This window comes from Lysinibacillus sp. FJAT-14745 (genome assembly GCF_001275675.1).
Lineage (GTDB): Bacteria > Bacillota > Bacilli > Bacillales_A > Planococcaceae > Lysinibacillus.
Genome location: NZ_LITM01000010.1, coordinates 1 through 15,788 on the forward strand (window position 1 = coordinate 1; position 15,788 = coordinate 15,788).

General features: G+C 37.5%; 13 protein-coding genes and 2 riboswitches. All 13 genes read right to left on the reverse strand.

What is annotated here, in order from left to right; genetic code table 11:
* Window positions 1-369: 369 nt before the first annotated feature.
* Entirely contained in the window at window positions 370-1,695 is a 1,326-nt protein-coding gene (locus AMS59_RS18010; protein WP_053485125.1) for an NCS2 family permease, read from the reverse strand.
* A 134-nt stretch (window positions 1,696-1,829) separates the two neighbouring features.
* Window positions 1,830-1,931: riboswitch (purine riboswitch) on the reverse strand.
* 335 nt (window positions 1,932-2,266) lie between these two features.
* Window positions 2,267-2,935: an MOSC domain-containing protein gene (locus AMS59_RS18015; protein WP_053485126.1), complete on the reverse strand. Its 669-nt coding sequence runs from the start codon at window positions 2,933-2,935 to the stop codon at window positions 2,267-2,269.
* A 674-nt stretch (window positions 2,936-3,609) separates the two neighbouring features.
* Window positions 3,610-5,160, reverse strand: a complete 1,551-nt coding sequence (gene guaA, locus AMS59_RS18020; RefSeq protein WP_053485127.1) for a glutamine-hydrolyzing GMP synthase — start codon at window positions 5,158-5,160, stop codon at window positions 3,610-3,612.
* Window positions 5,161-5,311: 151 nt separating this feature from the next.
* Window positions 5,312-5,413, reverse strand: a riboswitch (purine riboswitch).
* A gap of 35 nt (window positions 5,414-5,448) precedes the next feature.
* Window positions 5,449-7,635, reverse strand: coding sequence for a transglutaminaseTgpA domain-containing protein (locus AMS59_RS18025; protein WP_053485128.1), 2,187 nt, complete (start codon window positions 7,633-7,635; stop codon window positions 5,449-5,451).
* A complete protein-coding gene (locus AMS59_RS18030) occupies window positions 7,632-8,813 on the reverse strand; it encodes a DUF58 domain-containing protein (protein WP_053485129.1) in 1,182 nt (393 codons plus the stop codon). The genes AMS59_RS18025 and AMS59_RS18030 overlap by 4 nt, the downstream gene beginning before the upstream one ends.
* Complete coding sequence (locus AMS59_RS18035; protein WP_053485130.1) at window positions 8,810-9,754, reverse strand: MoxR family ATPase; 945 nt, start codon at window positions 9,752-9,754, stop codon at window positions 8,810-8,812. The genes AMS59_RS18030 and AMS59_RS18035 overlap by 4 nt, the downstream gene beginning before the upstream one ends.
* Window positions 9,755-9,994: 240 nt before the next feature.
* The gene (locus AMS59_RS18040; protein WP_053485131.1) at window positions 9,995-10,675 is read right to left on the reverse strand and encodes an ABC transporter ATP-binding protein; all 681 of its coding nucleotides are present in this window, start codon (window positions 10,673-10,675) and stop codon (window positions 9,995-9,997) included.
* On the reverse strand, window positions 10,672-11,481 hold the full coding sequence (locus tag AMS59_RS18045; protein WP_234007845.1) for an ABC transporter permease: 810 nt from the start codon (window positions 11,479-11,481) through the stop codon (window positions 10,672-10,674). The genes AMS59_RS18040 and AMS59_RS18045 overlap by 4 nt, the downstream gene beginning before the upstream one ends.
* Window positions 11,481-11,933: a nitrous oxide reductase accessory protein NosL gene (locus tag AMS59_RS18050; protein WP_053485132.1), complete on the reverse strand. Its 453-nt coding sequence runs from the start codon at window positions 11,931-11,933 to the stop codon at window positions 11,481-11,483. The genes AMS59_RS18045 and AMS59_RS18050 overlap by 1 nt, the downstream gene beginning before the upstream one ends.
* On the reverse strand, window positions 11,930-13,201 hold the full coding sequence (locus AMS59_RS18055; RefSeq protein ID WP_234007840.1) for a right-handed parallel beta-helix repeat-containing protein: 1,272 nt from the start codon (window positions 13,199-13,201) through the stop codon (window positions 11,930-11,932). The genes AMS59_RS18050 and AMS59_RS18055 overlap by 4 nt, the downstream gene beginning before the upstream one ends.
* Before the next feature lie 60 nt (window positions 13,202-13,261).
* A complete protein-coding gene (locus AMS59_RS18060) occupies window positions 13,262-13,900 on the reverse strand; it encodes a nitrous oxide reductase accessory protein NosL (protein WP_053485134.1) in 639 nt (212 codons plus the stop codon).
* A gap of 359 nt (window positions 13,901-14,259) precedes the next feature.
* Window positions 14,260-14,580, reverse strand: a complete 321-nt coding sequence (locus AMS59_RS18065; RefSeq protein WP_053485135.1) for a hypothetical protein — start codon at window positions 14,578-14,580, stop codon at window positions 14,260-14,262.
* A 361-nt stretch (window positions 14,581-14,941) separates the two neighbouring features.
* Complete coding sequence (gene nadE / locus AMS59_RS18070) at window positions 14,942-15,766, reverse strand: ammonia-dependent NAD(+) synthetase (RefSeq protein ID WP_053485136.1); 825 nt, start codon at window positions 15,764-15,766, stop codon at window positions 14,942-14,944.
* Between the last annotated feature and the right edge of the window lie 22 nt (window positions 15,767-15,788).

Below are 15,788 nucleotides of genomic sequence, written 5' to 3' on the forward strand. Positions count from 1 at the left end.
TTTCGTTCACCAACTCAAGGTTAGCTACTAAAAACTTTATTGATTACGTTTTGCTTGTTCAGTTTTCAAGGTTCATTGGTTCGTCACATTTAAGTGACTTTCTATACTTTAACACAAACGTTAACTCTATGTCAACTCTTTATGTTAGTATTTTTAAGTTGTTGTTTATGTTTCGTAACAACGTGTTTAAATATATCACTAATCTTCTAGTTATACAACCATATTTAAAAAGAAAAATAATTCCGTGAAATAAAATTCATAGAAAAATGAATCCTTTCCTATATAAATGTTTCTGTAAAAAAATTATTCTTCCCAACAAAAAAGCTGCTCACAAATATCGTCGAATCGAATTTGTGTACAGCTTCTATTTTATAAAGTTGCTAGATACAATAAGAAGATTACCGCGAAGACATACATAATCGGATTTACTTCTTTTGCTTTTCCTTTAATAATCATTGTTAATGGATAGAAAATGAAACCTACTGCAATACCAGTTGCAATTGAATATGTTAATGGCATCATGATCATCGTTAAGAATGATGGTACTGCGATTTCAAAACGATTCCAAGCAATTTGACCTAAAGAAGAAACCATTAAAACTCCTACTATTATTAATGCTGGAGCAGTAACAGCTGGAGTAACAACACCTAACAACGGTAAAAAGAATAGTGATAGTAAAAATAAACATCCAGTTACGATTGAAGCGAAACCTGAACGTGCACCAGCTGCTACACCCGAAGAAGATTCTACATAAGATGTAATAGTAGATGTACCCATAATTGAACCAATAATCGTTGCAATTGAATCAGAAATTAAAGCTTTACCCGCGCGTGGTAAACGATTATCTTTAACCAATCCTGCTTGGTTAGCTACCGCAATTAATGTCCCTGCATTATCAAAGAAGTCAACAAATAAGAAAGTTAAAATTACCGACAGCATTGATAATGTATAAAAGCTTGGGTCAGAGAAAGAACTGAATAGCGCTCCAAATGTTGGTGAAATGCTAGGTGGTGTTGATACAACTTTTTCAGGCAAATCAACTAGCCCTGTAAACATACCAACAATTGATGTTATCACCATACCGTAGAATACGCCGCCTTTAATACCACGGACCATTAAAATAACTGTCACTATAATACCGAAAATTGCTAGCAATACTTGTGGTTCGTGTAAATTACCGATACCAACTAAAGTTGCATCGTTTTTAACTATAATATGTGCATTTTGCATCCCGATAAAAGCAATGAATAAACCGATACCAGCACCTACTGCTAATTTTAGTTCCATAGGGATAGCATTAATTAATTTTTCACGTAAGCCCGTTAATGTTAATAATAAGAAAAATAGACCTGAAATAAATACTGCTGCTAGTGCATGCTGCCATGGACTACCGTTTACTAATACTACTGTATAAGCAAAAAATGCATTAAGCCCCAAACCTGGTGCTAAAGCGAGCGGATACTTTGCCAAGAACCCCATAATAAAACAACCAATTGCTGCTGACACAGCAGTTGCAACAAACACTGCTCCATAATCCATACGTAAAGCGTCTGGTAAATCCTTTACATTCGCTAATGTCAATGTTACTGGGTTTACCACTAAAATGTAAGCCATTGCTAAGAACGTTGTAAAACCACCAAGAACTTCGCGGCGATAATTAGTTCCTAATTCATCGAACATGAAATACTTTTTCATTTTAAAGAAATCCTCCGTATGGTCGTCTTCAATATCGAAAACAAAAAAGACACGCTGACTACTCTACTAGTCGCATGTCTACGATACATTTCATCACCGTTTTTGTGTGAAATTAATTAGTGTCTATACATTGATATATATATAACTAAAATCGTAGTCAAGTTATTTACGGTAACTTGGTAGAAACTCACGGGCCTTATCCCCGACATTATACGACGACTTATTTAATTTACAATCGTAATATATCATTTCACTTTTCAGATTTCAACCCTATTTCCGAACATTTTTTATAAATGTTACACGAAAGTTCGTGTAAAATTCTTATTTAATGTTCACATTTTAAGAAATCGTTGCATAAATAGGCCAAGACTGAACGTTTTAAAATAAAAAATCCCCTAGAATCCATTCGAATTCTAGAGGATTTTAACTTCTTTCAGCAGTGTTTTATGTAACGTAAGTGAAGGGGCAGTTACAAATGTTTTCTGTAACGAAAGCAAAGCGACAGTTACAATTATGCCGAGGCATAATTAATTACAGCGATTACAGGAGAACTCCCTTGATCGACATATGTTTAATTCATCACTTTACTTTGTAAGAGTTGAATTCTTTTTTCTAATTTTTGTTTCCAATCTTCCGCTAATGCATCAACCGCCTGTATATGTTTCATCGCAAGTGCGTCTTGGTTTTTAAAATACACTTCGTTGCAATGCAAAACCGAAACACGTGCAGGGTGTTTTTCCACTAATTCAATTTTTGAATCTGCACAGATTGTCCCTTCTTCCAGTACACGTGCAAGGAAGCCTGTATAACCTGTTTCAATTAAACGTTTGAGTAATATGTTCGCCTCAGTATATTTATCAATCGTACTACAAGGTACACGTCCTTGGGTAACTTGGATGACAGCATCACCTATTTTATAAATATCACCAATACAAATATTCGCTTCCAACATATTCGTTACTGTTAAGTTTTCACCGAATGCTGCTGTCGGCAACGGTTTACCAAGTTCCTGTTCCCACTGTATGTAATGCTCCGCAGGATATAAACAAACGGCACGGTCAGGACCACCATGATGTTTTTTATCTGCTACATCATCCCCCTCAAATCCATGAGCAGACAAATAAACTTCTTGTACTTTTCGTTTTTCAATTCCTGTAATCATTGAGCGCCCATTACTATAATGCAATTCTTTCGGCATACCAATAGCAAGCGTATGAATCATCGCTATATTTTTTTCCATTTCCATCCCCCTAAACTAAACAACGACATAGAGTCTTATTTATATTCATTAGTTTACTATATCTAACGCTTCGCAAGTATTACCTTTAAAAAAAGAATTTCAGTCCTCTACTTTCTAAACCATACCACCACTTTAACTTCTTTCAGCTACAGAAGTCTCCCACCTTTATAGATGATGAGATGAATGCGGTTTAAAGTCCCTTTTCATCAGGTATTCAAACATCCGCTGAAATAGACGAACTCAGTCTAAGAACGCCACGTCCTGTGGCAATTTATCTGTGCGAAAGCGCAGCGACAGCAACAACAACACCCAACATCATGCTGCTGTCGCTCCGTTTCACTACGCTTTCGCGCAAAAAAACATCTGCAGGCCTAAGCACAAAGCCGATTCCGGACGCAATTATGCCGAGGCATAATTGATTCGATAGGTACATAAATCGATGAATTCTTATATTCTCTCTTGAATTTACTGATTCAAACGAAAATCATCTATTAGTTCTATAATTTTAGATACAAAAAAACCCCCTTTCATTCGCAAAAACACGAATAAAAGAGAGTTTAATTTTCGTAATAAATAGTTGCACGTTAGTAATTTATTTCACTAACTAAGAACACACGTTAAGTATTGAGATAACAATATTTAAGCATGTGTTAGACCTCAACAATTCACAAGGTCTATTCCCACTCAATAGTTGCAGGTGGCTTAGATGTAATATCGTACAGTACGCGGTTCACGTGTTTTACTTCGTTTACTAGGCGTACAGAGACTTTCTCTAATACATCCCAAGGAATGCGTGCCCAGTCAGAAGTCATACCGTCGATAGATGTTACCGCACGGATACCGATTGCATAGTCATACGTACGTGCATCGCCCATTACGCCAACTGAACGGATGTCAGGTAATACCGTAAAGTATTGCCAGATGTCGCGATCAAGACCAGCTTTTGCGATTTCTTCACGTAGGATGAAATCAGATTCGCGTACGATTTCTAGTTTTTCTTCTGTTACTTCACCAAGTACACGGATTCCTAGACCAGGACCTGGGAATGGTTGACGCCAAACGATTTTTTCGTCTAGGCCAAGCTCTAATCCTAGTGCGCGCACTTCGTCTTTAAATAATGTGTTAAGTGGCTCGATTAATTTGAATTGCATGTCTTCTGGAAGACCACCAACGTTATGGTGTGATTTAATAGTTTGTGCAGTTGATGTTCCAGATTCAATGATATCTGTGTAAAGCGTACCTTGTGCTAAGAAGTCCATTCCTTCAAGTTTAGCTGCTTCTTCATCGAACACGTAAATAAATTCGTTACCGATAATTTTACGTTTTTGCTCTGGATCAGAAACGCCCGCAAGTTTATCCATGAAACGTTGACGTGCATCAATTTTAATAAGATTCATGTCGAAGTCTTCAGTGAATGTTTTCATAACTTGCTCAACTTCACCTTTACGGTTTAAGTTGTGGTCAACGAACATACAAGTTAATTGGTCGCCAATTGCTTTATGAATTAGAACTGCAACAACTGATGAGTCTACACCGCCAGAAAGCGCACATAATACTTTTTTGTCGCCTACTGTTTCGCGGATTTTTGCGATTTCAAGTTCAATGAAGTTTGCCATTGACCAATCGCCTTTTGCTCCACAAATGTCGAATACGAACTGACGTAATAAGTCGTTACCATATACAGAGTGACGTACTTCTGGGTGGAATTGTACTGCATATAGTTGACGTTCTACATTTGCCATTGCAGAGATAGGGCAAGCAGCACTTGTTGCGATTACTTCAAAACCAGCAGGTACTTCTGTTACATGGTCACCGTGGCTCATCCAAACGATTTGTTCAGTTGGTAAGTTACCGAATAACTTGCTTGAAGCTGTTACGTTAATTTCTGCTTTACCGTATTCACGTGTTTCAGCACCTTCAACTTTACCGCCTTGCGTGTGTGCCATTAATTGCATACCATAGCAAATACCTAAGATTGGTAAGCCTAATTCGAAAATAGCTGGGTCTACATGGAAGGCTTTTTCGTCATAAACAGAGTTTGGACCACCTGAAAAGATAATACCTGCTGCGTTCATATTTTTAATTTCTTCTGCTGTAATCGTATGAGGATGTAACTCACTGAAAACACCAAATTCACGGATACGACGCGTAATCAATTGGTTAAATTGGCTACCGAAATCAAGAACGACGATTTTTTCTTGCTCTAATAAAGGGCTAGCTGACAATATTTCCACCTCTTCTACTATTTTTAAAGGACTTTTCATATGTTCAAAGAAAAACGCGTATGAAAGTAAAAACTTCCTACGCGTTCATAAGCTCTTGATTTATAAAGGCGAATGCGTAGTAAAGAAAAGTGATTTACTACCCTTCTCACCTAACCAAAACATCCACCTTCATAGAGAAATCATTTACGGTGATCTCGTAGAAACATCCGAACCTTATTATCGAACTTATATGAAAGCAATCCTCATCATATATAATTTTTTTCATTTTACTCTTTGTACCCATCAAAATCAACTGATAGTGCGATTGATTAAATTTTCCCAACTTTCTTTCAGTTTCATAAAATCAACCTCTTGTTTGTCCTTACCATAAATATGTTGTTCATATACAGCGGTCAGTTTTTGCATCTCCTCTGTCTCTAGCGATGCATCTACTCTTGTAGCAAACGCTCGTAAAGTTTCACCATCTTTCCGGCGTAATCCAATACGAGATAATTGCTTCGTTAAAACATGATATGAAGCATCAAAATTTGTCCAGTCCGCTTCTTTTTTACGAAATGCTCGTACTTGCATTTTAGGTATCCACGTTTTACGTTGCATAAACAAAGCAATGCTACCGATGATCATCAAAATGACTAGCGCAATCCATACATAAGTAAGCTTTTTCACCCATGTCCATATAGAATCAAAGCTAGAAGACGTCGAGCTAGAAGTTTCTTTCTTCGGCGCTTGTTCTTCCTTCTTTGGTTGCTCTTGTTTTTTTTCTGGCTGCAGTACTTGCTCCTGCTGTGTAGTGTCCTGCTCAATATCATAATTGATATTCATATTTCCTGTAAAACCAATTGTCGGTTCAAACTCCATCCAGCCTGTTCCAGGTACATATGCTTCGACCCACGAGTGTGCATTATCATTTGTAATTCGATACTCTTGTAAACCATCTGACATTCGACCAGGCTTACCAGGCGCAAAGCCTTTCACCCAACGAGCAGGTATCCCTGCTGAACGTAGGAGGACAACCATTGATGTTGAGAAATTATCACAATAACCAACTTTAGTATCAAATAAAAACTGATCAACATAATCTTGACCCTCAGCCGGGATTGCTACTTCTTTTTTATCGTATCTAAAGCCATGAGATGAAAAATATCTTTCAACTGCTTTTATTTGATCATAAACCGAAGCTTTATCATGTGTGATTTCTTTCGCTAAATTCACTACACGTTGTGGAAGTGTGTTTGGTAATTGTAAAAAACGATCAAAAGACGAATCTAATGTTGCTAACGTGGATGTTTTAGACATTTGAAGCTGCTTCATGCTATATTCTGGCTCACTATAAGAGATCGTATAGTTAGATAATAATTTCGACTCGCCATTCTGTTGTTCTATTGCTATTTTTTCAGTGTGTTCATCCTGAATAAACAGCGGTGAATCTTGGGCAGAAACAGATATCATGCCATACGTTTGTAATAAAAATGGCATTGGAGTAGCAATGTCTATTTGAATTTGACGTTCTTTTTCAGGAGATCCAACTTGTAACGAAGTTTGGATAGGGGTATTGGTTTGGTAGACATTTTTGCCAAAGTTCCCCTTCGAAAGTATCCAGCCCTTCGAAGTATACGTATCCTTTGTATCTATACGCCAATAATGGCGATCACGGGAAGTTGCTGTAAAAATTAGTGTATTATCACCTTGAAACGGTCCTCCTAATCGGCTATCATCCTCGCTGTAACCAACTGTTTTTGTACCTGTTCCAACATTTCCTTGCCCTGCAACCCCTTTAAGAAAAGGCACTGGATCAGCCCAAGTCGGCCCTGTCTTAGGTAAAAAGAATGCCACTGAACTTACAAGCATTACCGAAACAATCATCGGAATAACCAGTTTCCACTTTCCTATTGCATTGCTCGGTGCATCTGTTTGAAGCCATAAGCGCTTAACAAATAGCAAGCCAGTCATGATTAATCCAAGCACGATAACTTTAACAATTGCTACCTTGCCATCATAGTCACTAAACGTATCTAGTGTAGCAATAAAGAATACAGTTAACGCGAAGAAATAGAATATATTTTTCCGCACAGTAATCCAGTGATGAATTAGGTATATTAACATCCAAATAAGCGCAAGGAAGAGCACCGTTCTAAATGAATCCGATACTTGTCCAAAATCGCCCGAAAGAATGGTCGTCATATTCCATTTCCATTCATGCATTAAAAATGGTAATGTCTGCCCTGAGAAAAAGGGACTTTCACTATTAACAAATACTATAAACCAAGTAATATAACCAAATTTCACTAACCCCGACAACAATGGATGTACTTGAAATAAGCTGAGTACCAATGATAGACCGATAAACACTAAAAATAAATGAAACAAGCCTGTATTTGTTAGCTGCATTACAGGAATAAGCCACTCACGTAAAATTAGAAAAATTATTACGTATGATATTGTTAATTCTATAAAATCTCCTAGTGATTTTTTCACGGCTTCATCACCTCCGTGAATAGATGGTAATAATCTGCTGGATTTACATGCACAACTTGAATTTGCTTATAACGCTTCGCCAGCTCTGTTTGCATAGGTGGTTGCTCCGCTACTACAAAACAAATACAGCTTTTCACCATATTGGCTAGAGAATGAAGTAATTCATCTGATACTTCACTCGTAACATATAGTAGTGTTGCAATATGCTTAAACACTTGCTGATCTCGTAATTGGAATTTAACAGTTTCAGCAGGTTTTATAGCAGCTAAATGATACATTACTTGATCTAGCTGCTTATTACCTTGGATAATCGGAAACACCTTCGTTTTAGAACCAGCTGAAACAAATGAAATATCTCCACGTTCTCCGACAATTGTTTGAAGCATCGATGCTACAAGCTCAATTTTTTCTTCAAATAACGGAGACTTTCCGGCATGGAGTGCCAACATTAACTCCTGTGATTGACGATCTTCAAATTCCTTAGATTGCAACGTTTGTGTTTTCGCAAATGATTTCCAGTGAATCCACGAAAAACGGTCACCTGGAACATACTCACGTAAACCAACAGCCATTGATGTATCCTTAACAATCGAATAAGGTGACATCATTGTACCAACATCAAATTTTGTTTGAAGTGCGGCATACCTCATCTCCCGTACTCTCGGGTAAACTAAAATGACTTGTTCCTTTTTTGCCGCAACTTGCTTTTTTGCCCAGCCAAAAAAATCACAGAAAACTATATTAACACCTAAGTAACGATGTTCGCCACGAGACATATTTTCCAATACGTAATCCCAGCTAAATTTTTTCCTGAAGCCAACGAACTTAATAACATTCGTTCCTTGCACCCTCGATTGAACAAGAGCTTCGCTGTTTACAAGTTCCTCCATCATCATATAAGCAAACGGAAAGCGTGTTTTTCGTGCTACCGTAATGGAAACCTTAGCAGATTGTCCACTCTCCACATGGGAGGGCTCAATTTTGCGTTCCACTAGTAAAATTTCTTCTTTCACCAGTAAGAAAATAAATGCGTATAACAAAAACGGACTAACCGAAAAAAATACAAACCAGCTGACAAACCCGCCTTGGAACATGGCATAACAAAACGTTATGATGATTAACAAAAATACTAATAAGAAATGTTTACTTTTCTCAATTAAAGCTCGCAATTTCTTCATTGCTCTGCAAACCTCTTTGTCGGCACAGGTGTTTTCGCAATAATACGCTCAATAATTTCCTGCGCCGTTACGTTATCATAACGGGCATCTGGTTTTAATACTAAACGATGGCTAAAAACAAATGGAACTAAATATTGAACATCATCAGGAGTAATATAATTACGTCCTTTTATAAATGCATAAGCTTGTGATGCTTTCATTAAAGCAATCGTTGCACGAGGACTTACGCCTAAATGTACATAGCTATTTTCCCTTGTTTGAGTCGCTAGTTCGACCATATAGTTTTTGACCGAATCTTCAACATGCACACCCTGTACAAGCTCTTGCAATTCATTTAATTGCGCAACTGTTAGCACCGCTTCAATTTTTTCAATTGGTTTACCATGTTCAGCGCGACGAAGAATTTCCACTTCTTGCCCTCTTGAAGGATAACCCATTTTTATTTTTAGTAAGAAACGATCCAGCTGTGCTTCCGGTAACGGATATGTTCCCTCATGCTCAATCGGATTTTGAGTAGCCATAACGAAAAATGGTTGATTGATTGTTAAGGTTTTACCATCAATCGTGACAGATGCTTCCTCCATCCCCTCAAGTAAAGCAGATTGTGTTTTTGGAGACGTACGGTTAATTTCATCAGCTAAAATGACATCTCCCATGATTGGACCCGGTCGAAACTCGAATTCCAACGTTTTTGGATTATAGATAGATACCCCTACAACATCTGACGGTAATAAATCAGGTGTAAATTGAATCCTTTTAAACTGTGCATCAAAGGATTTTGCCAGCGCTCGCACCATCATTGTTTTACCGACACCTGGTACGTCCTCAAGTAAGACATGTCCCCTTGCCAGCAAAGCTACTATGCTGAGTTCTGCAACCTCTCTTTTGCCTATCATTACTTTTTCTATATTTTCTAATACATCTTGTATTTGTGAATTCATAAATCAAAAAAACCTCCTATTTCATTCACAGCAATTGTTTGAATTGCATGATAACTTCTTTAAGAATAACGAAATATGTTTAGTAACACAATTATATGAAACGTTCCTCCATTGCTTTATCCCTATAGTTCGAGCACTTAGCGAGAAAAGTAGTAATACTTCAGCATGAAAAAGAAGGCTTGCCTGAATACAATTCAAACAAACCTATCTTTTAGTATAACGTCATTACCTATCAAAATGTTACAGATTTAATTTTTTTAACCATAAATTCTCTAACGAAGATGAATTTTCTTGTAAAAGTATTTCCTCTAATTCTCCGGAAATAAGTATGTTTCCTTCATGTAAAACTAACACATCGTCTGCTACTTCCTCCGCAAAAGCAAGCAAATGCGTAGAAAAAATTACAGTACAGCCCCTTGTTTTTTCCTCTAGCATCATTTTTTTTAGCTCTGCAATCCAAAAAGGATCAAGACCATTCGTAGGCTCATCTAAAATAAGCAAAGAGCCTTCACCAAGTAAACTTTGAGCGAGATTCAACCGTTGACGCATCCCCTTAGAGAAATGCTTCACTTTTTGCTTTCGAACATCCCATAAAGCAACGCGTCTCAGTACATCTTCCTGTTCCTTTTTGCCAATTTGCTTTAAAGAGGCAAGTAGCTGCAAAATTTCTGCAGCTGTTAACATAGAAGGAAAGTCCACATCGTCAGGCATGTATCGAATAGCTTGTGGCTTATGCCATATTATTTCTCCTGATTTTTGCTTTTCTTGCCCAGTTAGCAGGCGAATTAAAGTACTCTTTCCAGCACCATTTCCTCCTACAAGCGCTAAAATACGCCCAGCCTGTAAAGAAAAGGAGGCTTCATGAAGACCTCTATTATTATCATAGATATTCGATAACTGCTTTGTTTCTAATAGCATCATCTTCTATCCCCTTTCTTTAATAGTGAGCTAGTGTAAGCTAACGGACATACTATCCAAAGCAGTGTCACAGCTAAGTATACTACGTAACCTAGTGGTGACGAATAAAACTGCGTTACTTTAAAAAATGCTGGTCCAAGTACACTAGCCTGATCTGTAAAAATAAAGTAACCAAAACGCAGCCACTCCACAGGATTAATATGTATCGCTACAATCGTCAATTTTTGAAGAATATGCCCCGCCACGACAGTGCCAATAGCCATTAAAGCGTAAGAGATTAGCAATAAAAAAACGGACCACAAAACAAGTGATAACGACAATGCAAATAATCTTGTTTTTGCAAAGGCTCCCACTGCAATGGCCAATGACGCAAAGATGAAGATACATAACAAAGTTAGAACAATGAAGATAAATGGTAAACGCACGCCACCAAGAAATCCACCAAGCGCTAATATGACGCCAAACGCCACGACAACGACCAATAAAAAGGCAAGCACTGTGGCAATATACTTCCCTGCAATATATTGCGTACGTGTCATCGGATATGTCTTTAATAATGAAAACCAGCCTGATTCCACATCACCAGCAACACTCATACTACCTATCGTTAATATAAATAGAGGCAATAAAAACAACAATACATTTAAAAACGAGGCTGTCTGTCTTGTAAAACCCTCTACATCAGGTAATGCCATTTGCTGAATGACAATGATAGCTGTAAAAACGAATGTGAAAAGTATGCCTACAAGTTGCATCCAACGACTTCTAAGCATTTGCTTTAATTCTAGTTTAATAAGCATGCTATACATCACTTATGGATCCCCCATTTAAAATCGTGTAAATCCTTATAGGCAAGCAGCTGACCTTCTCCCTCTTTAGTCATCCACTCCTGTGCAGCTTCCTTCGAATCGAATGCAACCACCCCATAATTCATCGGAGTCCAATAATCCTTGTTGTATACATAAACAGCGTTAAAAACGTCAATCCATTCATTTTTTGCTGCATCTTTAATATAGGCTGCGCCAATCTCATCTTCTCCATTTGCTTTAATATGTTCCATTAGACAGCCAATGTCATCAAAAATTTCATAATCACCATTCTTCAACGCAATCTCACCAGCATATGCATTGTGAACTATACTCATATTGCAAATTTTACAAACATCGGTTTCACTAACGATTTCACGAGGCTCATAGTTTTTTTCACTACAGCCCATCAAAGCACCACAACATAGCATTACAATCATCATCCATTTTTTCATTCTGTTATTCCTCTTTTCCATAGCCATAAACTACTTAATGTCAAGAATAAGCCTACTAGCATTTGCACTACATTCATCCGGTTCTTCTCTTTTACATGCGTTATTGCCAATTTTGGCGTATTATCAACAAGCATGTTCTTTTCGATTTTATTGATTTGCTGATCTAGCGATGTTAGTAAAATGACGCTTGGAGATGCCACGAAATATTGATAAACAGGTTGGCGTACCATCCATTGACCAAAGCTCGACACAGCCACATATGGGACATCACCGATACCATTGTCTTTTAAGTCAATCCCTGAATAATCATCATAATAATTATTTACTAGTTGAAAGCCTTGCTTATCGGAGCGAGCCGTTAGAATATTACCTGTAAAGTTATTACTACTAGCCACCGTGTCGTCACTTACCTTTGTACCTTCAATGGCTGTTTGGTTCATTTGAAAATCATTTGTTTCAATTCGGATATTTGCACTTTTCTGCATGGCAATACCAGTTCGGTTATTTTTGATTGTGTTATGTTTAATTTTGGCTTGCTGCACATCATACAGCAGCATACCGTAGCCATTAAAATCAACATTATTAGTCACTCTATTATTCTCAAAGAATATTTCTGTTGTCATCATAACCATAAGGCCAGTCACATTCTGATCATATGTATTAAAAAGTACTTCAGCATCACTCGTATACATAAAATGCGTACCGTAACGACTACTCGTTACCTTATTATGTTGAACAACAATATGTTTGACCTCTTCTATATAAATTCCGTCCTGCACTTGCTCAATAGTATTGCCTTCGACGGTGATGTCCTCACTCTTAAAAACAGCCACCCCATTACCTTTTTTGGAATAATGACCTTCGATACCGGTCACATTGATATCTTGTATGCGTACATTTTTAGCGTGTTGTATATGGACACCTGTATGAACATCTTTAATTTTTAACTTCCGTAGCTCCAGTCCATCTACAGTACTAGCAACAATCGCTTGATTTTTCCCTGATAACGTTATATTTTCCACAGTGACATTAGCCGTGTTTTCAATTCGGAGTGCGGGGTTGTCTCTTTTACTGATAAGTTCCGTTCCCTCTTCACCTTGTAGCGTTATCGGTTTTGTCACAATAAAATTACCTTGGTAACGACCAGCAGGAATATGAACGACCTCCCCTGGATTTGCTGCATTAATGGCCTCCTGTACATCAAAATCGGCGTGCACTGTCTGACTCATAAATAGAAAAAATAATAAGGCAAACCCTATTTTTTTCACCAATCCTTACCTCCCAGTTAAGCGCGAAAAGACTAGAGGAATTTCCCCTAGTCCATTCTATTAATGACCATGTCCCTCAGGTTTCTTTTCTTCCATATGCATAGAATCAGATTCACCTTTGGCTTCTTTTTCAGCTTTTTCTTCCATTTTCTTTTTACGACGCTCTAATGCATCGTCTTTAATTTTTTGTAATTCCTCTACATGTGCAGTTGGATTGTCGGCGATATATTTGTCTGCATCAGCTTTATCTTTAAAATAAACATATCCCCAATTCATCGGAGATTTTAGGTCTGTTTTGACGATAGTTGCATCATCAACCTTTACCCAATCTTTTGTATTAAAATCACGTACAAATTTTTCGTTCTTTTCATTATTTGCAACCTCGGCATTTACTAAACAGCCGATGTCATCATAAAAGGCAATTGTTCCATCCTCTTTTATTGCTTGAGTAGAGAATTCACCCATATCTTCATCCTTCAAATACACTTTCATATTACACATTTCACACATTGTACCTTCTTTTGGTTCTTGTAAACGTGGATCCACTAAAGAAGCGACTTGTGTAGTTTTATCCTTTGCTTCTGCTTCACTTGTTGTAACCTCTTGCTTAGACTCTTCTTTCTTAACTTGATCTTTTTCTGTACCACACGCCGCGAGTAAAAGTAATGCTGCAAGTGAAGGTAACCATATTTTTTTCACAATTGCTTCCCCCAATATTTCTTTTTTCTTTTACTAATAACTACTTTACAGGCAAATTGTGAAATAAGTTAAAAATCGCTGTGAAGTATTGGAAAAATTACCTTGAATATTCATTGAACATCTTGAATTCAAATATTTTGAATAAAAAATATATAATTTCCATTTTCTATAACTTACATTCAGGATCAACGAAATTAAGGGCCTATTAATAGCTCTTCGGCACAACGAGGGGTTGATTCCCGTTCATGATTTCTTGGTCCACAAGAAAACGAATAGCTTGAAACGGAAACTACCCTCATTTAAAGTCCAATAAAAAACTCTCTACATCCAGAATAATGTAGAGAGCTTGATTTACGATATTATATAGAAGAACGGTAACTATTGAGAAGCTTCTTTTGCTTGCTGACAAGACTTAGCTTAACGGCAGTTTCATTTAATTCATTGCGTATTTGTAAATCGTAATCACCGTCCACATAGCTAGCCGCTATTTTATTTGGACGTTGCTGTTGAATTTGTCTAGTTTTACTAATATGCTTTTTATCTTTATTCTTTTGCAGACTATTTTTAAACTGTTGCTTCGGATTTTGTCCGAAATTATGGCTTAAATCCCCCGCATGTAGATACTGTTGTTCGTTACGAAATATACTACTAGTCGTCGCACTTACTCTAGAAGTCCTCATAAATAATTACCCTCCTTTACTTTTCATCTTCTTTATAGGTATATATATCGACATTATATGTTTGAACTTAATAATACAGAACCAAATTGCTTAAAAAAATAGAAAAGAGTTATAAGAAAAAGTGATAAACACTATTTCTTGTAACTCTTTCCCTAAATATTTGTTTACTCGCAACCATAAGTTGGAGATGATAATTCCATTGTATATAAGTTGATTGGAGTGGAGGCTGGGCGACTCCTCGGGGATCAGCAATAGAGGAACGAAGGCTAAAACCATCACATCCTGTGATAACGCCTTCGTGACCAACATCGGTGCCCAGCCGGAACGGAAATCAACCCCACGTTATGATGATAGCTAAACATCACTTCCAAAAATCATCAAATATTGTAATTGGCATATGACGTTTATGCTGTGAACGTAAATAATACCCTTCTAATGTTTTACGAGCATCTTCAGGGATTTCCTTGCCCTCTAAATAATCATCAATTTGGTCATACGTTAAACCAAGGGCTACTTCATCTGGTAATGAAGGACGATCTTCCTCTAAATCTGCAGTAGGTATCTTTAAATATAAGTGCTCCGGGCAATCAAGCGCAGCTAGCAACTGTTTACCCTGACGCTTGTTGAGACGGAAGATTGGCATTAAATCCGCACCACCATCCCCAAATTTTGTGTAAAAACCTGTAATTGCCTCTGCAGCATGATCAGTTCCTAGCACAACAGCAGTATTCATAGCAGCAATAGAATACTGCACCTTCATTCGCTCACGTGCCTTTTCATTCCCTTTAGCAAAATCACTTAGTTCAATACCCGCATTCGTTAAGGCTCTAACACTTGCATCGACTGCATCTTTAATGTTGACCGTATAAGTTTTCGTAGGTTTTATATAGCCGATCGCTTCCTGACAGTCCTTTTCATCTGCTTGCACACCATATGGTAAACGAACTGCCCAAAACGAGTATTTCGCTTCTCCCGCCTCAGCATTTAACTCGTCAACCGCAAGTTGCGTTAATTTTCCAGTTAACGTCGAGTCTTGTCCACCTGATATCCCGAGAACAAATCCCTCTACAAAGCTATAGCGACGTGCATATTCCTTTAAAAAATCAATGGATTTGCGAATCTCTTCCTGCGCATCAATAGTAGGTAATACACGTAATTCCTTAATGATTTCTTGCTGTAGTGTCATTTTGTCCTTCACTCCTTACGCT

What these genes read in the sequence shown, in the direction of transcription:
- AMS59_RS18010 (WP_053485125.1), bottom strand. Translation starts at nt 1,695, where the DNA reads ATGAAAAAGTATTTCATGTTCGATGAATTAGGAACTAATTATCGCCGC.
- AMS59_RS18015 (WP_053485126.1), bottom strand. Translation starts at nt 2,935, where the DNA reads ATGGAAAAAAATATAGCGATGATTCATACGCTTGCTATTGGTATGCCG.
- AMS59_RS18030 (WP_053485129.1), bottom strand. Translation starts at nt 8,813, where the DNA reads ATGAAGAAATTGCGAGCTTTAATTGAGAAAAGTAAACATTTCTTATTA.
- AMS59_RS18035 (WP_053485130.1), bottom strand. Translation starts at nt 9,754, where the DNA reads ATGAATTCACAAATACAAGATGTATTAGAAAATATAGAAAAAGTAATG.
- AMS59_RS18040 (WP_053485131.1), bottom strand. Translation starts at nt 10,675, where the DNA reads ATGATGCTATTAGAAACAAAGCAGTTATCGAATATCTATGATAATAAT.
- AMS59_RS18045 (WP_234007845.1), bottom strand. Translation starts at nt 11,481, where the DNA reads ATGTATAGCATGCTTATTAAACTAGAATTAAAGCAAATGCTTAGAAGT.
- AMS59_RS18050 (WP_053485132.1), bottom strand. Translation starts at nt 11,933, where the DNA reads ATGAAAAAATGGATGATGATTGTAATGCTATGTTGTGGTGCTTTGATG.
- AMS59_RS18065 (WP_053485135.1), bottom strand. Translation starts at nt 14,580, where the DNA reads ATGAGGACTTCTAGAGTAAGTGCGACGACTAGTAGTATATTTCGTAAC.
- nadE (WP_053485136.1), bottom strand. Translation starts at nt 15,766, where the DNA reads ATGACACTACAGCAAGAAATCATTAAGGAATTACGTGTATTACCTACT.